Genomic DNA, 24,229 nt, shown 5'->3' with positions numbered 1-24,229 from the left:
TGATTACAAAATAAGTCTTAAAAAGTGATACAGGTTGCGCCCTGCTCCGCTCCGGACAGCTTCTCACGCAACGCGCTGAACATTTCACGTCCGGTCCCCACGCGCGATGCGCTGAGGTCTGGAATGTGAGGCTGACGTGAAGCAAGTTCTTCTTCGTCAACCAGCAGCGTCAATTCACCTGTCTGTCCATTCACACGAATGATGTCGCCATCACGTACTTTCGCCAGCAGACCGCCATCATAGGCTTCTGGGGTTACATGGATTGCTGAAGGCACTTTACCTGAAGCACCTGAAAGTCGTCCATCGGTAACTAACGCAATTTTGAAACAACGGTCCAATAATACACCAAGTGGCGGCATGAGTTTATGTAATTCTGGCATTCCGTTCGCTTTTGGTCCCTGATGACGCACAACAACTACACAATCGCGGTCAAGCAGACCGGCATCGAACGCCGGTAACACATCGTGCTGACTTTCAAAAACGACTGCCGGCGCTTCAATAACCTGATTTTCAACCGGTACCGCCGACGTTTTCATCACTGCGCGCCCGAGGTTACCGCTCAGCACTTTAGTGCCGCCGTGGTGAGAGAAAGGTTGGTCAAAGGTGGCAATCACGCTGCTGTCCAGTGATTTCGCCGCCCCTTCGCGCCAGTCCAGTTCACCGTTGTTAAGCCACGGCTCCATGGTGTAACGCGATAAACCGAATCCGGCAACGGTATTCACATCTTCATGCAGCAGACCCGCATTCAGCAGCTCACGCATTAGCACCGGTACGCCGCCCGCCGCCTGGAAATGGTTAATATCCGCCGGACCGTTCGGGTACAAACGCGCCATCAGCGGCACGATATCGGACAGATCGGAGAAGTCATCCCAGTTAATCAGAATCCCGGCCGCGCGCGCCATGGCCACCAGATGCATCGTGTGGTTAGTTGAGCCCCCGGTCGCCAGCAGCGCCACAATTCCGTTCACCACCACTTTTTCATCGATCATTTTACCGATCGGCATCCATTCATTGCCGTTCCCGGTAAGACGCGTAACCTGACGGGCGGCAGCAGCGGTCAACGCTTCACGCAGCGGCGCATCCGGATGGACGAATGAGGAGCCTGGCAGTTGCATCCCCATGAACTCAACGACCATCTGGTTGGTATTCGCCGTACCGTAGAACGTACAGGTACCCGGTGCGTGATAAGACGCCGCCTCGGACTCGAGCAGCGCCATGCGATCAACTTTGCCTTCCGCATAGAGTTGACGAATACGCACTTTTTCTTTGTTCGCCAGGCCGCTCGCCATCGGCCCGGAAGGAATGAAGATTGACGGCAGATGACCGAATGACAGCGCCGCCATCACCAGGCCAGGGACAATTTTATCGCACACGCCGAGGAACAACGCGCCATCGAACATATTGTGAGAGAGACCTACAGCCGCTGACATCGCAATCACTTCACGACTGAGCAGCGAAAGCTCCATCCCATCCTGTCCCTGGGTAACACCGTCACACATGGCCGGCACACCACCGGCAACCTGACCTACCGCATTGGCTTCATGCAGCGCCTGGCGAATGATAGCCGGATAATGTTCATATGGCTGATGCGCAGAAAGCATGTCGTTGTAGGAGGTAATGATCGCGATATTGTTACGCAGCATGCTTTTCAGCGATGCTTTGTCGTCCGGTTGACACGCGGCAAAGCCATGCGCCAGGTTACCGCATGCCAGTTGCGAACGATGAACGGTGGTCGATTTAGCTTGTTCAATACGGGCGAGGTAGGCGGAACGTGTATGGCGAGAACGTTCGACGATACGTTGTGTTACGCGTAACAAATTCGGATTCATAGAGGCTCCTAAAATTTATCTGTCAGAGCGGTAGGGTTAACAATGCTTATCAGTCGTGTTAAAAAGTGCTGAATCGCTTGTTTGCCGTAGCTCAGGGGCAAAATCGTTTCAGGCAGTGTAATAAAAAAAGCCCCGCGGGTGAATCCACGCGAGGCTTAAAAGTGCAAAAATTATTCTGCAATCTGTGTTAGATCATGTTACCGGTAAAATAACCCCTATGGGTAAGGCGATCTTTTACTCGAATTCGTTCCAGGAACGACCATCTCGGGTGATCATTGCCACAGAGGCAACCGGTCCCCAGGTCCCTGCCTGATACGGTTTCGGCGCATCGTTGTCCATCGCCCATGCTTCAGTAATTGAGTCGACCCACTTCCAGGCTTCTTCAACTTCATCACGACGCACAAACAGCGCCTGAATACCGCGCATTGTTTCAAGCAGCAGTCGCTCATAGGCGTCGGCCAGATGCGTCTGGTTAAAGGTTTCGGAATAGCTCAGATCAAGCTTGGTGATTTGCAGGTTATGCTTGTGATCCAGACCCGGCACTTTGTTCAGCACCTGGATATCAACACCTTCATCAGGCTGCAAACGAATAGTCAGCTTGTTCTGCGGCAGATCCTGCCAGGATTCCCGGAACAGATTCAGCTCAGGCGTTTTGAAATAGACGACGACTTCAGAGCACTTCGTCGGTAAACGCTTGCCGGTACGCAGATAGAACGGAACGCCCGCCCAACGCCAGTTATCAATATCCACACGGATCGCCACAAACGTTTCCGTATTGCTGCTTTTGTTCGCGCCCTCTTCTTCCAGATATCCCGGAACTTTTTTGCCCTGGGCAAAACCCGCGGTGTACTGACCGCGAACCGTCTTTTCACGCACGTTTGAGCGGTCGATACGGCGTAGTGATTTCAGTACCTTCACTTTTTCATCACGAATGCTGTCAGCGCTCAGGTCCGACGGCGGAGACATCGCGATCATGCACAAGATCTGCAGCAGGTGGTTTTGGATCATGTCGCGCATTTGACCCGCCTGGTCAAAATAACCCCAGCGACCTTCAATACCCACTTCTTCCGCGACGGTAATTTCAACGTGATCGATCGTGCGGTTATCCCAGTTGTTTACAAACAGGGAGTTGGCAAAACGCAGTGCCAGCAGGTTCAGCACCGTCTCTTTACCGAGATAGTGGTCGATACGATAAACCTGACACTCTTCGAAATATTCACCGACCTGATCATTGATCTCGCGCGATGTTGCCAATGACGTTCCCAACGGTTTTTCCATCACGACGCGGGCAGGTTTAGCATTCAGCTTTGCTTCACCCAAACCTTTGCAGATCGCGCCAAAGGTGCTTGGCGGCATCGCGAAATAGTTAATCGTGGTCCGTGATTTCTGATCCAGCATTTCACCCAGACGGCTAAATGCGGCGGTATCATTGACATCCAGATTACAAAACTCCAGACGGCCGCTGAGGGTCTCCCACAAACCTTCATCAATTTTTTCTTTCATGAAGGTTTCGAGCGCTTCGCGCACAACCTTGGTATAGGCTGCTTTGTCCCAGTCGGCACGCCCTACCCCGATGATACGGGTTTCCGGGTTAATCTGGCCGGCCTTTTCCAGTTGATACAGGGAAGGCAGCAATTTCCGCCGCGCCAGGTCGCCCTTCGCGCCGAAAATGACCAGGTCACATGCCTGGGCTGTTTGCGTTACCGCCATGTCATTCTCCTCAATTAAGTGTCTGGTGCTTTTGCCAGAAACTGGTTGTAATTTTATTACAGTGCACTGTACTGCTTTTACGTGAATCCGGAAACCGTAAACGCTTATCCAGCCGTGCTGTTACCGCAAACAGGCGTTTGATTGGCGTTTACCTCTGCAAAATGGATAAAAAAGTCGCTTTTTTTCGTAGCCATGAAGAAGTAACAAAACCAGACTTCGATCATGTAATGAAAAAAAACAACAACTATTCTGTCCATTTTGCCCCGTTCCTTCCGTGGCAGGGGTAATATCTAGCAAATGTATCCCCCGATTTCCCCGTATCGCTGAAATCGTTTTTTCCCATGAGCCATGAGTCGACCTACATCATGAATATGCTGGAAAAAATCCAGTTAAAACTGGAACAGTTGAGCAAATCAGAGCGTAAAGTCGCTGACATTATTCTTGCCTCACCCGACCGGGCAATCCATTCAAGCATCGCTGCGCTTGCGCTGGAAGCCAACGTCAGCGAGCCGACGGTGAACCGCTTCTGTCGCAGTATGGATACGCGCGGCTTTCCTGATTTTAAACTGCATCTGGCCCAAAGTCTGGCAAATGGCACCCCTTATGTTAATCGTAATGTGGATGAGGATGACAGCGTAGAATCTTACACGGGAAAAATCTTCGAGTCGGCGATGGCAAGTCTTGACCACGTTCGCCAGTCTCTGGATAACACCGCGGTAAACAGGGCGGTGGATTTGTTAACCCAGGCGAAGAAAATTGCCTTTTTTGGCCTTGGGTCTTCCGCCGCGGTAGCGCACGACGCGATGAACAAATTTTTTCGTTTTAACGTACCGGTGATCTATTCCGACGATATTGTACTGCAACGTATGAGTTGCATGAATTGTAGCGACGACGACGTTATTGTGCTGATTTCGCATACCGGAAGAACCAAAACTCTGGTTGAACTGGCGCAGTTGGCGAGGGAAAACGACGCGATGGTTATCGCCTTGACCTCTCCCGGCACGCCGCTGGCGCGCGAAGCCACGCTGGCCATTACCCTCGACGTACCGGAAGATACTGACATTTATATGCCCATGGTCTCTCGACTTGCTCAACTGACCGTGATAGATGTGCTGGCTACAGGATTTACTTTGCGCCGCGGGGCAAAATTTAGAGATAACTTGAAGCGTGTCAAGGAAGCACTCAAGGAATCGCGTTTTGATAAAGAATTACTCATCAAGAGTGATGATCGCTAAAAGCAATAACAATGTTCTACCCTTTTATCATCCGGGTCGTTCATTTACCGTCAATGTTTGAGAACGACCGGATTAATGTTCACGCAACACCTAGTTGTTTCAGTCAACGGAGTATTACATGTCCAGAAGGCTTCGCAGAACCAAAATCGTTACCACGTTAGGCCCAGCAACTGATCGCGATAACAACCTCGAAAAAATTATCGCTGCGGGTGCGAACGTCGTACGTATGAACTTTTCGCACGGCTCTCCAGAAGATCACAAAATGCGGGCGGATAAGGTCCGTGAAATTGCCGCAAAACTGGGACGCCATGTAGCTATTTTGGGTGACCTGCAGGGACCTAAAATCCGCGTATCAACCTTTAAAGAAGGTAAAGTTTTTCTTAATGTTGGCGACAAGTTCCTGTTAGACGCCAACCTTGGCAAAGGCGAAGGCGACAAAGAAAAAGTCGGGATCGATTATAAAGGTCTGCCTGCTGACGTCGTGCCAGGCGATATCCTGCTACTTGATGACGGTCGCGTACAGCTTAAGGTGCTGGAAGTCCAGGGAATGAAAGTCTTCACCGAAGTCACCGTCGGTGGCCCGCTGTCCAATAATAAGGGCATCAACAAATTGGGCGGCGGTCTTTCTGCTGAAGCCCTGACCGAAAAAGATAAAGCTGACATCGTCACTGCAGCGCAAATCAGCGTTGATTATCTCGCCGTCTCCTTCCCGCGCTGCGGCGAAGACCTGAACTATGCCCGCCGTCTGGCGCGCGACGCAGGTTGCGATGCGAAAATCGTCGCCAAGGTAGAACGTGCGGAAGCCGTCTGCGACCAGAATGCGATGGATGACATCATTCTGGCTTCCGACGTGGTGATGGTCGCGCGTGGCGACCTGGGCGTTGAAATTGGCGATCCTGAGCTGGTAGGTATTCAAAAAGCGTTGATTCGTCGCGCACGTCAGCTGAACCGTGCGGTTATTACCGCCACGCAGATGATGGAGTCGATGATTACCAACCCAATGCCGACCCGTGCGGAAGTGATGGACGTGGCTAACGCCGTACTGGACGGTACCGATGCCGTTATGCTCTCTGCAGAAACGGCAGCCGGCCAGTACCCGGCAGAAACCGTCGCGGCAATGGCTCGCGTATGCCTGGGTGCCGAGAAGATCCCGAGCATCAATGTCTCCAAACACCGTCTTGACGTGCAGTTTGACAACGTCGAAGAAGCAATTGCTATGTCAGCGATGTATGCCGCTAACCACCTGAAAGGGGTAACCGCTATCATCGCGATGACTGAGTCTGGTCGTACCGCGCTGATGACCTCTCGTATCAGTTCTGGCCTGCCGATTTTCGCGATGTCTCGTCATGAACGTACGCTGAATCTGACCTCTCTGTATCGCGGCGTCACCCCGGTTCACTTTGACAGCGAAACTGACGGCGTGGTTGCCGCCAATGAAGCGGTGAACCTCCTGCGCGATAAAGGTTATCTGGTTTCCGGCGACCTGGTGATTGTGACCCAGGGCGATGTCATGAGTACCATTGGCTCAACCAATACCACGCGTATTCTGACCGTCGAGTAACTACCGTCTGATGTAAAAAGGCCTCTCACATGAGAGGCCTTTTTTTATTTCTTCGGATAGAGATCTTTGCGTTTATAAGGCTCAATTTCACCCGGTTTACGCGTCTTAAGCAGTTTTAAAATCCAGGTGTATTGCTCAAGGTGTGGGGCAACAAAAATTTCCACCTCTTCGTTCATTCGTCTGGCAATTGTGTGATCATCCGCCGTCAGGATGTCATCCATCGGAGGACGTACCTGGATCGTCAGGCGGTGCGTTTTACCATCATATACCGGGAACAGAGGCACCACGCGAGCGTGGCATACTTTCATCAGACGACCAATCGCCGGTAACGTTGCTTTATAGGTCGCAAAAAAGTCCACAAACTCGCTGTGTTCAGGACCATGGTCCTGATCCGGCAGATAGTATCCCCAATATCCCTGACGTACAGACTGAATAAACGGTTTGATACCATCGTTACGCGCATGCAGGCGGCCACCGAAACGACGGCGCACCGTGTTCCAGACGTAATCGAATACCGGGTTTCCCTGGTTGTGGAACATCGCCGCCATTTTCTGCCCCTGGGAAGCCATCAACATCGCCGGGATGTCCACCCCCCAGCCATGAGGAACGAGAAAAATCACCTTTTCATCGTTGCGACGCATCTCTTCGATGATATCCAGGCCTTGCCAGTCAACCCGACTCTGAATTTTCTCAGGGCCGCGTATCGCCAGTTCCGCCATCATAACCATCGCCTGAGGCGCGGTCGCGAACATTTCATCGACAATGGCCTCGCGCTCAGCTTCACTACGCTCAGGAAAGCAGAGAGACAAATTGATCAATGCTCTGCGACGCGAGCTTTTTCCCAGTCTTCCGGCGAGCCGGCCGAGCTTTGCCAAAACAGGATCGCGGAATGATGCTGGCGTTAACGCAATCCCGGCTATCGCCGCCACGCCAAGCCAGGCGCCCCAGTAGCGCGGATGGCGAAATGATTTGTGAAACTCAGGGATATACTCAATATTCTTTTTTTTCGTTTCCATGCTCTTCCAGTGTCTGGTATCGCGAAAAGTAAATCTGCTGATAGTGTAGCGGCGCACCGTGTGCCGTACAAAATAAAAAAGCCGGCACGCATCGCGTACCGGCTCTGTCAGTGTGCTAATTAATCAAAACGCAGTTGAGGAACAACTTCTTTCACCTGTGCCAGGTAATCAGTGCGATCTGAACCGGTCAACCCTTCTGTACGCGGCAGTTTCGCCGTCAGTGGGTTAACAGCCTGCTGGTTGATCCAAACTTCGTAATGCAGGTGCGGGCCCGTTGAACGTCCGGTATTGCCTGACAGCGCGATACGGTCGCCACGTTTCACTTTTTGTCCTGGCTTAACCAATAGCTTACGCAGGTGCATATAACGCGTAGTGTAGGTGCGACCATGACGTACCGCAACATAGTACCCAGCGGCGCCGCTGCGCTTCGCGACAACCACTTCACCATCACCTACCGATAGCACTGGCGTCCCCTGCGGCATCGCAAAGTCGACACCTTTATGCGGCGCTACGCGTCCCGTCACCGGGTTCAGGCGACGCGGGTTAAAGTTCGATGAGATGCGGAACTGTTTCGCCGTTGGGAAACGCATAAAGCCTTTCGCCAGTCCGGTACCATTTCGGTCATAGAACTTACCGTCTTCAGCGCGGATGGCGTAATAATCTTTGCCTTCAGAACGCAAACGCACGCCCAGCAGTTGGCTTTGCTCACGTTTGCCGTCGAGCATTTCGCGAGACATCAGCACCGAGAACTCATCGCCTTTTTTCAGTTTGCGGAAATCCATCTGCCACTGCATGGCCTTGATCACCGCACTGATTTCAGAGCTGGTCAGCCCGGCATCTTTAGCACTGGCAACGAAGCTCCCGCCGACTGTGCCTTTGATACGGCTGTTGACCCAATCGCCCTGCTGCATTTCGCTACTCATTTTGAAACCCGTCGCAGTGCGATCGTAAGTACGAGTTTCGCGACGAGAAACTTCCCAGGTCAGGCGTTGCAGATCACCTTCCGCGCTTAGCGTCCAGGAAAGTTGCTGGCCAATTTTCAGGTTACGCAACTCTTTATCGGAAGCAGCAAGCTGGCTGATGTCACCCATATCGATGCCGTACTGATTCAGAATACTGCTCAGCGTATCGCCCGTAGAGACGACATACTCATGCACACCGGCCTCACCAGACGTTTTGTCATCCAGTTCATCCTGGGGGATAGCTTCATCTTCCTGAGCGGCCTGATCGATAGGTTCGCTGGCCTCAGGCAACAGAGAACGAATCTCGCTTTTTTCCAGCTCAATAGTTTTGACGATGGGTGCAGAATCGGGGTGGTAAACATAGGGCCGCCAGACAGCGACGGCCAATGTCAGTACGGTAAGCGACCCCAGCATAACGCGATGGGGTCGCGGCAGATTATTAAATGCCAGAGCGACAGAGCGGGCTATCTGTTGCACGTATTCACTTCCTCATTAATCTCCTTTCAGGCAGCTCGCATACTGGTTGGCTAATTGGTTCAAAAACGCTGAATAGCTTGTTTTACCCAGTTTGATATTCGTTCCGAGTGGATCCAACGTTCCCATTCGAACGGTTGTCCCTCTCGCGACGGCTTCAACGACCGCTGGCCTGAACTGTGGCTCAGCAAAAACGCAGGTTGCTTTTTGCTCAACCAACTGTGTTCTTATTTCATGTAAACGCTGCGCACCAGGTTGAATCTCAGGGTTCACGGTAAAGTGACCAAGCGGTGTTAGTCCGTAGTGTTTCTCGTAGTAGCCATAGGCGTCATGAAAAACGAAATAACCTTTGCCCTTGAGCGGCGCGAGCTCGTTACCTACCTGCTTATCGGTTGCGGCTAATTGTGCCTCAAAATCCTTCAGGTTGGCGTCAAGTTTGGCTCGACTTTGCGGCATAAGTTCCACTAATTTTTCATGGATTGCAACCGCTGAGGCCCGCGCTATCTCTGGGGAGAGCCAAAGATGCATGTTGTAATCGCCGTGATGGTGATGCTCGTCACTTTTTTCACCACCCGCATCGCTGTGTCCATGATCGTCATCGTCGTCGTCAGCACCTTTCATGAGTAACGGTTTCACGTCATTAAGCTGCGCAATCGTTACCTGTTTCGCGTTAGGAATATTCTTGACTGACTTTTCCATAAACGCTTCCATCTCAGGTCCAATCCACACGACTAAGTCCGCGCCCTGTAAGCGTTTTACGTCTGAAGGACGCAGTGAGTAATCGTGTTCGGAAGCCCCGTCAGGCAGCAGAACCTGGGTATCAGTTACCCCATCAGCAATGGCTGAAGCGATAAATCCCAGCGGCTTAAGAGACGCCACAACGGCAGCATTTGCCGCCTGTGTTGCACTACCCCAAAGAGCAGCGGATAATGCTGCGAAAAGAAGCGTATTTTTATGTAACATAATGCGACCAATCATCGTAACGAATGTAAGAAATGTGATATTATAACATTCTATAACTTCTGCAAGACTAAAATTGATATGACGACTTTGGTTTCACTGGAAAATGTCTCGGTCTCTTATGGTCAACGCCGCGTCCTTTCTGACGTATCGCTTGAACTTCGACCCGGTAAAATTTTGACGCTTCTCGGCCCAAATGGTGCCGGGAAGTCAACCCTGGTGCGCGTTGTTTTAGGGCTGGTAGCGGCTGACGAGGGAGTTATCAAGCGTAATGGTCAATTGCGGATTGGCTATGTGCCGCAAAAGCTGTACCTCGATACCACGCTTCCACTGACGGTCAGTCGTTTTCTGCGCTTACGTCCCGGCACCAAAAAGGAGGATATTCTTCCGGCGCTGAAGCGCGTTCAGGCCGGGCATCTGATGAATGCGCCGATGCAAAAACTCTCTGGCGGGGAAACGCAACGCGTCCTGTTGGCCCGTGCTTTATTGAATAAGCCTCAGCTACTGGTTCTTGATGAACCGACCCAGGGTGTGGATGTCAATGGTCAGGTCGCACTGTACGATCTTATCGACCAGTTACGATGTGAACTGGATTGCGCCGTACTGATGGTTTCCCATGACCTGCATCTGGTGATGGCTAAAACCGATGAAGTGCTGTGCCTCAACCATCATATTTGCTGTTCCGGCGCGCCGGAAGTGGTTTCCATGCACCCGGAATTCATCTCAATGTTCGGGCAACGCGGCGCCGAACAACTCGGAATTTACCGTCATAATCATAATCATCGCCACGATTTACAGGGTCGTATCGTCTTACGCCGGGGAAATGGTCACTCATGATTGAATTGTTATTACCCGGTTGGTTAGCCGGGATCATGCTGGCCTGTGCCGCCGGCCCACTCGGCTCGTTCGTTGTCTGGCGTCGTATGTCTTATTTTGGTGATACGCTGGCCCACGCTTCACTGCTGGGCGTCGCTTTTGGTCTGCTGCTGAATCTAAATCCTTTCTATGCCGTCATTGCCGTGACCCTGATGCTGGCGGCCGGTCTGGTATGGCTGGAGAAGCGCCCTCACCTCGCGATCGATACCTTGCTTGGTATTATGGCGCACAGCGCGTTGTCATTGGGGCTGGTTGTCGTCAGCTTGATGTCAAACATCCGCGTGGATCTGATGGCCTACCTGTTTGGTGATTTACTCGCCGTGACGCCAGAAGATCTCATCTCCATCGCCATTGGCGTGATTATCGTTCTGGCGATTCTGTTCTGGCAGTGGCGCAACCTGCTGTCGATGACCATCAGTCCGGATCTGGCTTTTGTTGATGGCGTGAAGCTGCAACGCGTTAAGCTGTTGCTGATGCTGGTTACAGCTTTAACTATCGGTGTGGCGATGAAGTTTGTCGGGGCGCTGATTATCACCTCTCTGCTGATCATCCCTGCGGCAACCGCCCGTCGTTTCGCCCGTACACCGGAACAGATGGCAGGCGTCGCCGTTGGTGTGGGTATGATAGCGGTTACAGGGGGGCTGACCTTCTCAGCCTTTTATGATACCCCAGCAGGACCATCCGTAGTGCTGTGTGCCGCGCTGCTGTTTATCTTCAGTATGATGAAAAAGCAGGCAAGCTAAGCGAGTGTTGCCCGGTGGCGCTGCGCTTACCGGGCCTACAAAATCGCCCTGGCCTGGTGAGCGTAGCGACTTCAGCCGCTAAGGCATCTCTGGCGGCGTGATCCCGAAATGGTTCCAGGCGCGCACCGTTGCCATTCTTCCGCGCGGCGTACGCTGCAGAAAACCTTGCTGAATCAGATACGGCTCCAGCACATCCTCAATGGTTTCACGTTCTTCCCCGATCGCCGCCGCCAGGTTATCCAGGCCGACCGGTCCACCGAAGAATTTATCGATCACCGCCAGCAGCAGCTTGCGGTCCATATAATCGAAGCCTTCCGCGTCGACGTTGAGCATATCCAGCGCCTGAGCGGCGATATCCGCCGAAATGGTGCCGTCATGCTTCACCTCGGCAAAATCACGTACCCGGCGTAATAAACGGTTGGCGATACGCGGCGTACCACGGGCGCGACGCGCCACTTCCAACGCCCCTTCATCACTCATTTCCAGTCCCATGAAGCGGGCGCTACGTCCGACAATGTGCTGCAGATCGGCAACCTGATAGAACTCCAGTCGCTGCACAATACCAAAGCGGTCACGCAACGGGGACGTTAACGACCCGGCGCGCGTCGTCGCCCCAATCAGGGTAAACGGCGGCAGATCGATCTTAATTGAACGTGCAGCTGGTCCTTCGCCAATCATGATATCCAGTTGATAATCTTCCATCGCCGGATACAGCACCTCTTCCACCACCGGCGACAGGCGATGGATTTCATCGATAAAGAGAACATCGTGGGGTTCAAGGTTAGTGAGCATCGCCGCCAGATCGCCCGCTTTCTCCAGCACAGGTCCGGATGTGGTGCGCAGGTTGACGCCCATTTCATTGGCCACAATATTGGCAAGCGTGGTTTTACCGAGGCCAGGAGGACCAAAAATCAGCAGGTGATCGAGGGCATCACCACGCAGCTTTGCCGCCTGAATAAAAATCTCCATTTGCGAGCGTACCTGAGGCTGGCCAATATACTCTTCCAGCAATTTAGGGCGGATCGCACGATCCACCAGGTCTTCAGGTGTCGTGCTGACAGCCGAAATCAGGCGATCTGCTTCAATCATCCTTTACCTCACAATGCCGCGCGAAGCGCTTCACGAATCAGGGTTTCACTGCTGGCATCAGGGCGAGCAATTTTGCTCACCATGCGGCTGGCTTCCTGTGGTTTATAGCCTAACGCCACCAGCGCAGCAACCGCTTCCTGCTCGGCGTCCTCCGTTGCCGGACTTGCCGGAGAGGTCAGGACCAGATCCGCCGCCGGGGTAAAGAGATCGCCATGCAGACCTTTAAAGCGGTCCTTCATTTCTACAATCAAACGCTCGGCAGTTTTCTTTCCAATGCCGGGTAACTTCACCAGCGCGCCAAGTTCTTCACGTTCAACGGCATTCACGAACTGCTGGGCAGACATACCGGAGAGGATCGCCAGCGCCAGCTTCGGGCCTACGCCATTGGTTTTAATTAACTCTTTAAATAGCGTGCGTTCTTGCTTGTTGTTGAAGCCATACAGCAACTGCGCGTCTTCACGCACCACAAAATGGGTGAAGATAATCGCTTCCTGTCCGGCTTCCGGCAGCTCGTAAAAACAGGTCATGGGCATATGCACTTCATAGCCTACCCCACCCGTTTCCAGAAGGACCAGCGGGGGTTGTTTTTCAAGAATGATGCCTCTGAGTCTGCCTATCACATGACGCTCCTGCGTTAAGGGCTAAAAGGTAATGCGCTATCATAAAAAAAGGCTGGATAGATATCCAGCCTCATTTGTCACTAACGTAACCGACCTCGCGCCAGATTCAGCCTCGACTCGCTCATTTGCATGGCATTCTGACTGACATGGCAGTGGGTAATGGCAATCGCCAACGCATCCGCGGCGTCCGCCTGCGGGTTGGCGGGCAGCTTCAGTAGCGTACGCACCATATGCTGCACCTGGCTTTTTTCCGCACTACCGATACCAACCACGGTCTGTTTTACCTGGCGGGCCGCGTATTCAAAGACCGGAAGATCCTGATTGGTCGCCGCAACGATGGCCACGCCGCGCGCCTGCCCCAGCTTTAGCGCCGAGTCGGCGTTCTTCGCCATAAAAACCTGCTCAATGGCAAAATAGTCCGGCTGGAACTGGGTGATTATCTCCGTCACGCCCGCATAAATCAGCTTCAGACGTGATGGAAGATCGTCAACTTTGGTGCGAATACAGCCGCTGCCGAGGTAGGTCAGTTGCCTGCCGACCTGACGGATGACGCCATAACCGGTAATGCGTGACCCCGGGTCAATGCCGAGAATAATAGACATCACGCATCTCCTGTTATTGTATGGCTTAACCACATCATTCTAAGGTCGCAGCAACCTCATCGGAGATCTCGCCGTTGTGGTAAACTTCCTGCACGTCGTCGCAGTCTTCCAGCATATCGATCAGACGCATCAGTTTTGGTGCTGTTTCTGCATCCATGTCTGCTTTAGTGGACGGGATCATCGTCACTTCAGCGCTGTCTGCTTTCAGGCCAGCCGCTTCCAGCGCGTCACGCACTTTGCCCATCTCTTCCCACGCGGTGTAAACATCAATTGCGCCGTCGTCGTAGGTCACTACATCTTCTGCACCGGCTTCCAGCGCCGCTTCCATGATGGTGTCTTCGTCGCCTTTCTCAAAAGAGATCACGCCTTTTTTGCTGAACAGGTAAGCCACAGAGCCGTCGGTGCCCAGGTTACCGCCGGTTTTGCTGAACGCATGACGTACTTCAGCCACGGTACGGTTACGGTTGTCAGACAGGCATTCAATCATCACCGCGGTGCCGCCAGGGCCGTAACCTTCATAGATGATGGTCTCCATATTCGAGTCTTCATCACCGCCCACGCCACGCGCGATGGCACGGTTCAGGGTGTCACGGGTCATGTTGTTGGACAGCGCTTTATCCACCGCCGCGCGCAGACGCGGGTTAGCATCCGGATCGCCCCCGCCCAGTTTAGCCGCCGTCACCAGCTCACGAATGATTTTGGTGAAAATTTTACCGCGCTTGGCATCCTGCGCGGCTTTACGATGTCTGGTATTGGCCCATTTACTATGACCTGCCATAAATAATATCTCCAAAAAGCGCGCCTTCTCAGGCGACGTTAATCACAAATTCTTCAATCGCCTGCCGATTACTCCACGACTTGGTTAACTGGGCGGCTTCAACCGCATTAACCCAACGATAGGTCAGATGTTCGGTGAACACGATCTCTCGTTCTGAGGGAAGTGCCAGGCAAAACCAGGATTCAGTATTACGCTCAATTCCCGGCGCATAGCGATGACGTAAATGGCTAAAAATCTCAAACTCCACCGTGCGCTGACAGTCAATTAAGGTCAGTTGCTCAGTCGCAACATCAATGGCGACCTCTTCCTTTACTTCGCGCATGGCGGCCTGCGACGCGGTTTCACCCTCTTCCAGGCTGCCGGTGACCGACTGCCAGAAGTCAGGATCGTCGCGTCGCTGTAACATCAGCACTCTCCCGGTGTCCTTTGCATAAATCACGACCAACACCGAGACAGGCTGTTTGTACTTCATATCAGTTATTCTCGGCCTTCTTCATAACCTGAATGCTCAGTTCCGCCAGCGCTGCTTCGTTAGCGAAGCTTGGCGCTTCAGTCATCAGACACGCGGCTGCCGTCGTTTTCGGGAAGGCAATAACGTCGCGAATGTTATCAGTACCCGTCAGCAACATGGTCAGACGATCCAGACCAAACGCCAGGCCCGCATGCGGCGGAGTACCATATTTTAGCGCATCCAGCAGGAAGCCGAATTTCTCACGCTGCTCTTGCTCGTTAATGCCCAGAATACCGAATACGGTCTGCTGCATGTCACCGTTGTGAATACGTACGGAACCACCACCTACTTCATAGCCGTTGATAACCATATCGTAAGCGTTGGCAACCGCATCTTCCGGCGCAGCTTTCAGCTCAGCAGCGGTCATGTCTTTCGGCGAGGTGAACGGGTGGTGCATCGCGGTCAGACCGCCTTCACCATCGTCTTCAAACATCGGGAAGTCGATGACCCACAGTGGCGCCCATTTCGACTCGTCGGTAATACTCAGATCTTTACCCAGTTTCAGACGCAGCGCGCCCATCGCGTCGGCAACCACTTTCTTGTTGTCGGCACCGAAGAAAATCATGTCGCCGTCTTGCGCTCCGGTACGCGCCAGAATCGCTTCCACGATTTCTGCGTTCAGGAACTTAGCCACCGGGCTGGTGATACCTTCCAGACCTTTCGCACGCTCGGTGACTTTGATGTAAGCCAGACCTTTCGCGCCGTAGATCTTAATAAAGTTACCGTAATCATCGATCTGCTTACGGCTTAAGCTCGCACCGCCCGGTACGCGCAGAGCGGCTACACGGCCTTTCGGATCGTTCGCCGGACCAGAGAACACCGCGAACTCAACGTCTTTCACCAGATCGGCGACGTCAACCAGTTCCATTGGGTTACGCAGGTCTGGTTTATCGGAGCCGTAACGGCGCTCAGCCTCGGCAAAGGTCATGATCGGGAAATCGCCCAGATCCACACCTTTCACTTCCAGCCACAGATTCCGCACTAATGCTTCCATTACTTCACGCACCTGAGGCGCAGTCATGAAAGACGTCTCGACGTCGATCTGGGTAAATTCAGGCTGACGGTCAGCACGTAAGTCTTCATCGCGGAAGCATTTTACGATCTGATAGTAGCGGTCAAAGCCAGACATCATCAGCAGCTGTTTGAACAGCTGAGGAGACTGCGGCAGCGCGTAAAACTTGCCTTTATGAACGCGGGAAGGCACCAGATAATCGCGCGCGCCTTCCGGCGTCGCTTTGGTCAACATCGGGGTTTCGATGTCGAGGAAGCCGTGATCGTCCATAAAACGACGCACCAGGCTGGTAATTTTGGCGCGTGTTTTCAGGCGCTGCGCCATTTCAGGACGACGCAGATCCAGATAACGATACTTCAGACGCGCTTCTTCGGTATTGACGTGGTTAGAGTCCAGCGGCAGTGAGTCTGAGCGGTTGATGATGGTCAGATCGGACGCGAGTACTTCAATTTCGCCAGTCGCCATATCGGCATTGACGTTTTTCGCATCACGCGCACGCACGGTGCCCGTAACCTGGATGCAGAACTCATTACGCAGTTCGGAGGCCAGCTTTAACGCGTCCGCACGGTCCGGATCGAAAAATACCTGCACGATACCTTCGCGGTCGCGCATATCGATAAAGATCAGGCTACCAAGATCACGACGACGGTTGACCCAACCACACAGAGTCACCTGCTGCCCCTCGTGGGACAGACGTAGCTGCCCGCAATATTCTGTACGCATGAGATATCCCTTAACTTTGCCGCAGGCGGATTGTCATCTGTCTCGCAGATGACGAAGTCGCAGCTTTAGCTGAATGTCACAACTGAATGAAAAAAGGCGGCTATTATACTGGAAATTCTGCCGCACGATAAGTCCGGTACTGACTGTACGCCTGTTTCCTCGACGGGCATTGCGTAATCTCACAAAAAATAACAAAAATTGTCGCCCCTTTCACACTGATTCGCGATTAAGGTGTAACGGAATTCTTATTTTTTACTGGAGTGACCATGCTGGAACTGAACGCAACAACAACCGCCCTTGTCGTTATTGACTTACAGGAAGGGATCCTGCCTTTCGCTGGCGGACCACATACGGCACACGATGTGGTTATCCGCGCCGCACGGTTGGCGGAAAAATTTCGTGCTAAGGGTTCTCCAGTAGTGATGGTACGCGTTGGCTGGTCTGATGATTATGCTGAAGCGCTGAAACAGCCGGTTGATGCCCAGGCCCCGGCCAAAGCGTTACCCGACAACTGGTGGGATTATCCGCAAGCCCTGGGCAAATGCGCCAGCGATCTGGAAGTCACCAAACGTCAGTGGGGCGCGTTCTACGGTACCGATCTCGAGCTACAGTTGCGCCGCCGGGGTATCGATACCATCGTTCTGTGTGGCATCTCCACGAATATTGGCGTGGAATCCACCGCGCGAAACGCGTGGGAGCTAGGTTTCAATCTGATTGTTGCGGAAGATGCCTGTAGCGCCGCCAGTGCTGACCAGCATCAAGGCAGCATGACACACATTTTCCCACGCATTGCGCGCGTGCGCAGCGTGGACGAGATCCTGCACGCGTTATGATCTATATCGGCTTACCCCAGTGGTCGCACCCGAGATGGGTGCGACTTGGGATCACCAGCCTGGAAGAGTATGCCCGCCACTTTAACTGCGTGGAGGGCAACACCACGCTGTATGCGTTGCCAAAAGCCGAGATTGTCGCCCGCTGGCATGCTCAAACCACCGATGCGTTTCGATTTTGTTTTAAGTTTCCGGCCACCATTTCACATCAGGCCGCGTTGCGTAATTGTGATGATTTGGTACAGGAATTTTTCACGCGCATGTCACCACTGGAAGCGCGCATCGGGCAATACTGGTTACAATTACCCGCCACCTTTGCCCCACGCGATCTGTCCGCTCTGTGGCCGTTTCTCGACGCGCTCCCCAAATCCTTTACCTACGGTGTCGAAGTTCGCCATCCGGACTTCTTTGCCAAAGGCGAAGCCGAGCAGCAACTGAATCGCGGCCTGCATGAGCGAGGTGTAAACCGGGTGATCTTAGACAGTCGCCCGGTGCATGCCGCCATCCCGCATACTGAAGCGGTACGAGAAGCTCAGCGTAAGAAACCAAAGGTTCCGGTTCATGCAGTGGTAACAGCCAATCATCCGATGGTGCGTTTTATCGGTAGCGATGATATGGCACAAAACCGGCAGTTATTTGCAGTTTGGTTAACCAAGCTGTCGCAGTGGCAACAATCCACGACGCCGTATCTTTTTTTACATACGCCGGATATCGCGCAGGCCCCGGAGCTGGTAGACACGTTATGGGCGGATTTACGTAGCGCCCTGCCAGAGATCGGATCAGCACCGTCTATTCCACAGCAATCTTCTCTTTTCTGAAATTGCCACCTATCATAGACAATGCCATCAGCCATTTTAAAGGGAGTTTGTATGGTAAGCGCGCTTTATGCCGTATTGGGTGCGTTATTGTTAATAAAGTTCTCATTTGACGTCGTGCGCCTGCGTATGCTGTACCGCGTTGCCTATGGTGACGGTGGTTTTAGCGAATTGCAAAGCGCTATCCGTATTCATGGTAATGCGGTGGAATATATTCCTGTCGCGTTAGTGCTGCTGTTATTTATGGAAATGAACGGCGCAGAAACGTGGATGGTGCATATTTGCGGACTGATGTTGATTGCCGGACGACTGATGCATTATTACGGATTCCACCACCGGCTTTTCCGCTGGCGGCGTTCAGGCATGAGCGCGACCTGGTGTTCGCTGTTGCTAATGGTGCTGGCGAATCTTTGGTATATGCCCTGGGAGTTGGTTTTCTCCCTGCATTAGCGCACAATACGCCACTTTATTTTTCCCGGATTTTTACGTTATGTCTCACCGCGACACGCTTTTTTCTGCGCCTATCGCCAGTCTGGGTGACTGGACCTTTGATGAACGGGTAGCTGAAGTCTTCCCGGATATGATCCAGCGTTCCGTTCCCGGCTACTCCAATATCATTTCGATGATTGGCATGCTGGCCGAACGTTTCGTACAACCCAACACACAGGTCTACGATCTCGGCTGCTCTTTGGGCGCGGCGACGCTCTCGGTGCGTCGCAATATTCATCACGAGAATTGCAAAATTATTGCCATTGATAATTCCCCGGCGATGGTTGAGCGCTGCCGTCGTCATATTGACGCTTATAAGGCCCCAACCCCGGTTGACGTCATCGAAGGCGATATTCGCGACATTACTATCGAAAACGCCTCGATGGTGGTGCTGAATTTTACCCTGCAGTTCCTTGAGCCACCTGAGCGCCAGGCATTGTTGGATAAGATTTATCAGGGACTGAATCCCGGCGGTGCGCTGGTGCTGTCGGAGAAATTCAGTTTCGAAGACGCTCAAGTTGGCGAGCTGCTGTTCAACATGCACCATGACTTCAAACGCGCAAATGGCTATAGCGAACTGGAAATCAGCCAGAAGCGCAGCATGCTGGAGAACGTGATGCTGACCGACTCCGTAGAAACACACAAAGCGCGCCTGCATCAGGCTGGTTTTGAGCACAGCGAATTGTGGTTCCAGTGCTTCAACTTTGGTTCCCTGGTGGCGCTGAAAGCTGAGGTTTGCGCATGATCGATTTTGGTAACTTTTATCAGTTGATTGCCAAAAATCACCTTTCCCACTGGCTGGAAACACTCCCGGCGCAAATCGCTGCCTGGCAGCGCGATCAGCATGGCTTATTTAAGCAGTGGTCGAATGCGGTGGAGTTTTTGCCAGAGTTAACGCCGTATCGTCTGGACTTACTGCATAGCGTCACCGCAGAAAGCGAGCAACCACTTAGCGACGGTCAGCTCAAACGCATCGACACCCTGATGCGGAACCTGATGCCATGGCGTAAAGGACCATACTCGCTCTACGGCGTCAATATCGATACCGAATGGCGCTCAGACTGGAAATGGGATCGCGTCCTGCCGCATTTATCGGATCTTACTGGCCGTACCATTCTCGATGTCGGCTGCGGCAGCGGATATCATATGTGGCGTATGATTGGCGCGGGGGCGCACCTGGCGGTTGGCATCGATCCTACGCAATTGTTCCTGTGCCAGTTTGAAGCGGTGCGTAAACTGCTGGGCAACGATCAGCGCGCGCATCTGCTGCCGCTGGGTATTGAACAGCTTCCGGCGCTCAACGCCTTTGATACCGTGTTTTCCATGGGCGTGCTGTATCATCGACGTTCACCGCTGGAACACCTGTGGCAGTTGAAAGATCAGTTGGTTAAAGAGGGTGAACTGGTACTGGAAACGTTGGTTGTCGAGGGTGATGAAAATACCGTACTGGTGCCGGGTGACCGTTACGCGCAGATGCGTAACGTCTATTTTATCCCCTCTGCGTTGGCGCTAAAAAACTGGCTGGAAAAATGCGGATTTGTTGATGTACGCATCGCCGATGTCTGCGTCACCACCACCGAAGAGCAGCGCCGCACCGAGTGGATGATAACCGAATCGCTGGCCGATTTTCTCGACCCGAACGACCACAGTAAAACGGTGGAAGGCTACCCCGCCCCATTACGTGCGGTATTGATTGCGCGTAAGCCGTAATAGATTGCCGAATGACCGTTACGTATAGCACCGTTTCTCCAAAATAGTTCACGTTGCAGCAAGGCGGCAACGCAGCAAATCCCCGGGAGCGTAGATCACTACGTGACCGGGGTGCGCGAGGCGGCCAACGCTGCTGCGGCTTGAAATATGAAGGAGAAAAAAAGGCCCCTGTTGAAATTGCAGGGGCCTGGTACGAGCAAGCATCATATTGGGCGACATGATGCAACGGTAAAAATCAGCTGGCCTGATGGCGTGCCATGATTGCTTTCATTTCAGCAACCGCCGCTCCGTCTACCGCATAGCGAGAATACTCATCCGCCTGCGTATCCGAAGACATCGACAACCCCGAATGGCGATAACGCATTGGGGAAGCCAGCCATACTCCGGCAGAACTATGGACTTCCTGCACTCCAGCATCCAGGAACAGGGACAAATTCGAGGCGCGAACCCCCGCTCCGGCCATAATGATTGGAGCACCCGCCTGCGCAATAAGTTCCATTATTTTTGTTAAACCTTGCACTGCATCTGATTTTTGCCCGGAAGTCAGTACCCTGGCGATGCCCAATTGAGAGAGTTTTTGTAGCGCATTGAGTGGGTTAGCGCACATATCAAACGCCCGATGAAAAGTGACATTCAGCGGACCGGCAGCCGCCATTATTTTTTCCATGCGCGGCATATCGACATTGCCATCCACATCTAAAATACCGGTCACCAGCCCTGGAAATCCCAGTTCTCTGACCATCGCAATATCATCCAGCATTGCCGCGAATTCACCGTCGGTATAACAAAAATCCCCTCCACGCGGGCGGATAATCGGGTTGACGGGAATAGCAACATGCTGACGAACCGAACGCAATACGCCCAGTGACGGCGTTAAGCCCCCTTCTTTGGGCGCCGAGCAAAGCTCAATGCGATCCGCGCCGTTTTGCTGCGCCATAAGCGCGCATTCCATGCTGTAACAGCAAACTTCCAGTAAGGCCATGTTTACTCCTGTCGCTCACTTGCCACAATGGTTTCAATCGACCACGGGTGAAACTTTATCGTCACACTGCCATCGCTGACCGCCAGCGTAGGATTGGGTAATCGCTCACGCTCTCCTTTCGGTGAGCTGGTTTTCACGAAAATGCCCGGCTGACTCAAGCCTTGATCGGAAAGCAGCGCCAACGCTCGCGCATTCAGCGTTTGTGCATCACCCGGCAGGACAATCTCAATATGCTCCCAACCTTCATGTGGATAACGCTTTTCTCCCGGCCACGGCAGCTCTACGATGGAAAATGTCCAGTGCAGGACGCAAACCGGCTCATGAAGTTTGAACAGGCAAATGGGTCTGCCATTGATGATATTCTCTGACAATAGTTCACCGCACTGCTCAAACCCACGACGCCAGCGCTCTGCGGTAGTATTTTGATGGCAACGCAAAGAAATGTGATCGGCTTCAAGCGGTGTGACATCCAGACCAAGACGGGTGGAAAGTTCTGTTAACGCCTGCGTGAAATGCGGTAAATCTGCGGAAATATCATGCAGTTCTGCAACTGTTTGCCAGTTCGCCATAATAAAAGCTCATATCAATGATCAAAGCCGCTAATTTACTCTGTTGCGCTGCGCCATCCAACCGCTGTTTTTTTCAAACGCGATATGCATAATTATACGTAATTGCGTTGCTTTCATTTCCGACAATGCACTGTACTCGCAATGCTGACGGCAACGGGCATTTGCAGTATACTCGCGCCCTAAATTCTTAAACTGGCGCGGTGAATTTTATCCCGCTTCATAAATGTAAGGTATTCCGGTGAATATTCAGGCTCTTCTCTCAGAAAAAGTCAGTCAGGCCATGATTGCTGCAGGCGCGCCTGCAGATTGCGAACCGCAGGTTCGTCAGTCAGCAAAAATACAGTTCGGTGACTATCAGGCCAACGGCATGATGGCTGTCGCTAAAAAACTGGGTATGGCGCCGCGACAACTGGCTGAGCAGGTGCTGACTCATCTGGATCTCAACGGGATTGCCAGCAAGGTTGAAATTGCTGGCCCGGGCTTTATCAATATTTTTCTCGATCCGGCATTTCTGGCGCAGCATGTTCAGCAGGCGCTGGCCTCCGATCGTCTGGGCGTAACCCAACCGGCTAAACAAACCGTTGTTGTCGACTACTCCGCGCCTAACGTAGCGAAAGAGATGCACGTGGGTCACCTGCGTTCCACCATCATCGGTGACGCTGCGGTGCGTACGCTGGAGTTCCTCGGCCACAATGTTATTCGTGCTAACCACGTCGGCGACTGGGGTACTCAGTTCGGTATGCTGATCGCATGGCTGGAAAAACAGCAGCAGGAAAACGCCGGAGAGATGGCGCTGGCTGACCTGGAAGGTTTCTACCGTGATGCGAAAAAACATTACGACGAAGATGAAGCCTTCGCAGAACGCGCCCGTAGCTATGTTGTTAAACTGCAAGGCGGCGACGAGTACTTCCGTGAGATGTGGCGCAAACTTGTCGACATTACCATGTCGCAGAACCAGTTAACTTACGACCGCCTGAACGTCACGCTGACCCGTGACGACGTCATGGGGGAAAGCCTGTACAACCCGATGCTGCCTGGTATCGTGGCCGATCTGAAGGCGAAAGGTCTGGCCGTTGAGAGCGAAGGCGCTACCGTCGTATTCCTTGATGAGTATAAGAACAAGGAAGGCGAACCGATGGGTGTTATCATTCAGAAGAAAGATGGCGGCTATCTCTACACCACCACCGACATCGCCTGCGCCAAATATCGTTACGAAACGCTGCATGCCGACCGCGTTCTCTATTACATCGATTCCCGTCAGCATCAGCACTTGATGCAGGCCTGGACCATCGTCCGTAAAGCCGGCTATGTGCCGGATTCCGTGCCGCTGGAACACCACATGTTCGGTATGATGCTGGGCAAAGACGGTAAACCGTTCAAAACCCGTGCGGGCGGTACGGTTAAACTGGCCGATCTGCTGGATGAAGCGCTGGAACGCGCGCGTCGTCTGGTGGCTGAGAAGAACCCGGATATGCCTGCCGATGAGCTGGAAAAGCTGGCGAATGCGGTCGGTATCGGCGCAGTGAAATATGCGGATTTGTCCAAAAACCGTACCACTGACTACATCTTCGACTGGGACAATATGCTGGCGTTTGAAGGCAACACCGCGCCGTACATGCAGTATGCCTACACCCGCGTACTGTCCGTGTTCCGTAAAGCGGAAATCGACGAGAGCACGCTGGCAAATGCGCAGGTCATTATCAATGAAGATCGCGAGGCCCAGCTGGCTGCGCGTCTGCTGCAGTTTGAAGAAACGCTCACCGTCGTGGCCCGTGAAGGTACGCCGCACGTGATGTGTGCCTACCTGTACGACGTAGCGGGTCTGTTCTCCGGCTTCTACGAGCATTGCCCTATCCTCAGCGCGGAGAACGAAGAGATTCGTAACAGCCGTCTGAAACTGGCGCAACTGACGGCGAAAACCCTGAAGCTGGGTCTGGATACGCTGGGTATCGAAACCGTAGAACGTATGTAAGTACGCAATGATTGAGGCCTGAGTCAGTAACGCGGACTCAGGCCTTTTTTATTTCCGTAACAGGCTATCTGTAACAACTCACAAGGAATGACACATTTCCGTAGAGATATGGAACATTTTTTGCCTGTCATCCCGTTTGAGCCTCCGTATCATTAGGCGGC

At 52.9% G+C, this 24,229-nt stretch carries 23 protein-coding genes; 10 read left to right on the top strand and 13 right to left on the bottom strand.

Going from position 1 to position 24,229, the window contains the following annotated elements:
• Window positions 1-17: 17 nt before the first annotated feature.
• Together edd and zwf are read right to left on the bottom strand one after the other, a co-directional pair.
• Entirely contained in the window at window positions 18-1,829 is a 1,812-nt protein-coding gene (gene edd, locus ICA20_RS10355; RefSeq protein WP_038641417.1) for a phosphogluconate dehydratase, read from the bottom strand.
• Between the two features lie 234 nt (window positions 1,830-2,063).
• Window positions 2,064-3,539, bottom strand: a complete 1,476-nt coding sequence (zwf, locus tag ICA20_RS10350; protein WP_003034896.1) for a glucose-6-phosphate dehydrogenase — start codon at window positions 3,537-3,539, stop codon at window positions 2,064-2,066.
• A gap of 365 nt (window positions 3,540-3,904) precedes the next feature.
• Between zwf and ICA20_RS10345 the strand changes: the two genes are divergently transcribed.
• Window positions 3,905-4,774 (top strand): MurR/RpiR family transcriptional regulator, encoded by an 870-nt coding sequence (locus ICA20_RS10345; RefSeq protein WP_038643240.1) that lies wholly within the window; start codon window positions 3,905-3,907, stop codon window positions 4,772-4,774.
• A gap of 118 nt (window positions 4,775-4,892) precedes the next feature.
• On the top strand, window positions 4,893-6,335 hold the full coding sequence (pyk, locus tag ICA20_RS10340; protein ID WP_038641420.1) for a pyruvate kinase: 1,443 nt from the start codon (window positions 4,893-4,895) through the stop codon (window positions 6,333-6,335).
• Between the two features lie 44 nt (window positions 6,336-6,379).
• Here pyk and lpxM read toward each other — a convergent pair whose 3' ends face one another.
• The 3 genes from lpxM to znuA form a co-directional block, all read right to left on the bottom strand.
• Window positions 6,380-7,351 (bottom strand): lauroyl-Kdo(2)-lipid IV(A) myristoyltransferase, encoded by a 972-nt coding sequence (lpxM, locus tag ICA20_RS10335; RefSeq protein WP_038641423.1) that lies wholly within the window; start codon window positions 7,349-7,351, stop codon window positions 6,380-6,382.
• A 119-nt stretch (window positions 7,352-7,470) separates the two neighbouring features.
• Window positions 7,471-8,790 (bottom strand): murein DD-endopeptidase MepM, encoded by a 1,320-nt coding sequence (gene mepM, locus ICA20_RS10330; RefSeq protein WP_050764953.1) that lies wholly within the window; start codon window positions 8,788-8,790, stop codon window positions 7,471-7,473.
• Between the two features lie 15 nt (window positions 8,791-8,805).
• On the bottom strand, window positions 8,806-9,750 hold the full coding sequence (gene znuA / locus ICA20_RS10325) for a zinc ABC transporter substrate-binding protein ZnuA (protein WP_038643243.1): 945 nt from the start codon (window positions 9,748-9,750) through the stop codon (window positions 8,806-8,808).
• A 78-nt stretch (window positions 9,751-9,828) separates the two neighbouring features.
• On the opposite strand from znuA, the gene znuC reads away from it, so the two are divergent.
• Both znuC and znuB read left to right on the top strand, forming a co-directional pair.
• A complete protein-coding gene (znuC, locus tag ICA20_RS10320) occupies window positions 9,829-10,584 on the top strand; it encodes a zinc ABC transporter ATP-binding protein ZnuC (RefSeq protein ID WP_038641425.1) in 756 nt (251 codons plus the stop codon).
• Window positions 10,581-11,366, top strand: a complete 786-nt coding sequence (gene znuB / locus ICA20_RS10315; RefSeq protein ID WP_038641426.1) for a zinc ABC transporter permease subunit ZnuB — start codon at window positions 10,581-10,583, stop codon at window positions 11,364-11,366. The genes znuC and znuB overlap by 4 nt, the downstream gene beginning before the upstream one ends.
• 78 nt (window positions 11,367-11,444) lie before the next feature.
• Here the strand turns inward: znuB and ruvB are convergent, their stop codons facing one another.
• From ruvB to aspS, 6 genes are all read right to left on the bottom strand, one after another.
• A complete protein-coding gene (gene ruvB / locus ICA20_RS10310; protein WP_005120696.1) occupies window positions 11,445-12,455 on the bottom strand; it encodes a Holliday junction branch migration DNA helicase RuvB in 1,011 nt (336 codons plus the stop codon).
• A gap of 8 nt (window positions 12,456-12,463) precedes the next feature.
• Complete coding sequence (gene ruvA / locus ICA20_RS10305; RefSeq protein WP_038641428.1) at window positions 12,464-13,075, bottom strand: Holliday junction branch migration protein RuvA; 612 nt, start codon at window positions 13,073-13,075, stop codon at window positions 12,464-12,466.
• Window positions 13,076-13,155: 80 nt separating this feature from the next.
• Window positions 13,156-13,677, bottom strand: coding sequence for a crossover junction endodeoxyribonuclease RuvC (gene ruvC, locus ICA20_RS10300; protein WP_003034867.1), 522 nt, complete (start codon window positions 13,675-13,677; stop codon window positions 13,156-13,158).
• Window positions 13,678-13,711: 34 nt separating this feature from the next.
• On the bottom strand, window positions 13,712-14,455 hold the full coding sequence (locus ICA20_RS10295) for a YebC/PmpR family DNA-binding transcriptional regulator (RefSeq protein ID WP_006684137.1): 744 nt from the start codon (window positions 14,453-14,455) through the stop codon (window positions 13,712-13,714).
• A gap of 28 nt (window positions 14,456-14,483) precedes the next feature.
• Window positions 14,484-14,927, bottom strand: coding sequence for a dihydroneopterin triphosphate diphosphatase (gene nudB, locus ICA20_RS10290; protein ID WP_038641430.1), 444 nt, complete (start codon window positions 14,925-14,927; stop codon window positions 14,484-14,486).
• Between the two features lies 1 nt (window position 14,928).
• Window positions 14,929-16,701, bottom strand: a complete 1,773-nt coding sequence (aspS, locus tag ICA20_RS10285; RefSeq protein WP_038641432.1) for an aspartate--tRNA ligase — start codon at window positions 16,699-16,701, stop codon at window positions 14,929-14,931.
• Window positions 16,702-16,967: 266 nt separating this feature from the next.
• On the opposite strand from aspS, the gene ICA20_RS10280 reads away from it, so the two are divergent.
• From ICA20_RS10280 to cmoB, 5 genes are read left to right on the top strand one after another with little or no spacing between them, the layout of a single operon-like run.
• Entirely contained in the window at window positions 16,968-17,534 is a 567-nt protein-coding gene (locus ICA20_RS10280; RefSeq protein ID WP_038641434.1) for a hydrolase, read from the top strand.
• Window positions 17,531-18,349, top strand: coding sequence for a DUF72 domain-containing protein (locus ICA20_RS10275; RefSeq protein ID WP_038641436.1), 819 nt, complete (start codon window positions 17,531-17,533; stop codon window positions 18,347-18,349). The genes ICA20_RS10280 and ICA20_RS10275 overlap by 4 nt, the downstream gene beginning before the upstream one ends.
• A 51-nt stretch (window positions 18,350-18,400) precedes the next feature.
• Window positions 18,401-18,796 (top strand): MAPEG family protein, encoded by a 396-nt coding sequence (locus ICA20_RS10270; protein WP_038641437.1) that lies wholly within the window; start codon window positions 18,401-18,403, stop codon window positions 18,794-18,796.
• A gap of 40 nt (window positions 18,797-18,836) precedes the next feature.
• Window positions 18,837-19,580 (top strand): carboxy-S-adenosyl-L-methionine synthase CmoA, encoded by a 744-nt coding sequence (gene cmoA, locus ICA20_RS10265; RefSeq protein WP_038641439.1) that lies wholly within the window; start codon window positions 18,837-18,839, stop codon window positions 19,578-19,580.
• Complete coding sequence (cmoB, locus tag ICA20_RS10260; RefSeq protein ID WP_038641441.1) at window positions 19,577-20,545, top strand: tRNA 5-methoxyuridine(34)/uridine 5-oxyacetic acid(34) synthase CmoB; 969 nt, start codon at window positions 19,577-19,579, stop codon at window positions 20,543-20,545. The genes cmoA and cmoB overlap by 4 nt, the downstream gene beginning before the upstream one ends.
• Window positions 20,546-20,780: 235 nt before the next feature.
• Here the strand turns inward: cmoB and cutC are convergent, their stop codons facing one another.
• On the bottom strand, window positions 20,781-21,527 hold the full coding sequence (gene cutC / locus ICA20_RS10255) for a copper homeostasis protein CutC (protein WP_038641443.1): 747 nt from the start codon (window positions 21,525-21,527) through the stop codon (window positions 20,781-20,783).
• 2 nt (window positions 21,528-21,529) lie between these two features.
• The gene (locus ICA20_RS10250; protein ID WP_038641445.1) at window positions 21,530-22,096 is read right to left on the bottom strand and encodes a VOC family protein; all 567 of its coding nucleotides are present in this window, start codon (window positions 22,094-22,096) and stop codon (window positions 21,530-21,532) included.
• Window positions 22,097-22,334: 238 nt separating this feature from the next.
• Between ICA20_RS10250 and argS the strand changes: the two genes are divergently transcribed.
• Entirely contained in the window at window positions 22,335-24,068 is a 1,734-nt protein-coding gene (gene argS, locus ICA20_RS10245) for an arginine--tRNA ligase (protein WP_038641447.1), read from the top strand.
• Window positions 24,069-24,229: the final 161 nt, after the last annotated feature.

It is taken from the genome of Citrobacter sp. C5_2 (assembly GCF_014596845.2).
GTDB classification, from domain to species: domain Bacteria; phylum Pseudomonadota; class Gammaproteobacteria; order Enterobacterales; family Enterobacteriaceae; genus Citrobacter; species Citrobacter werkmanii.
This window is presented reverse-complemented; position numbering and strand designations above follow the sequence as displayed.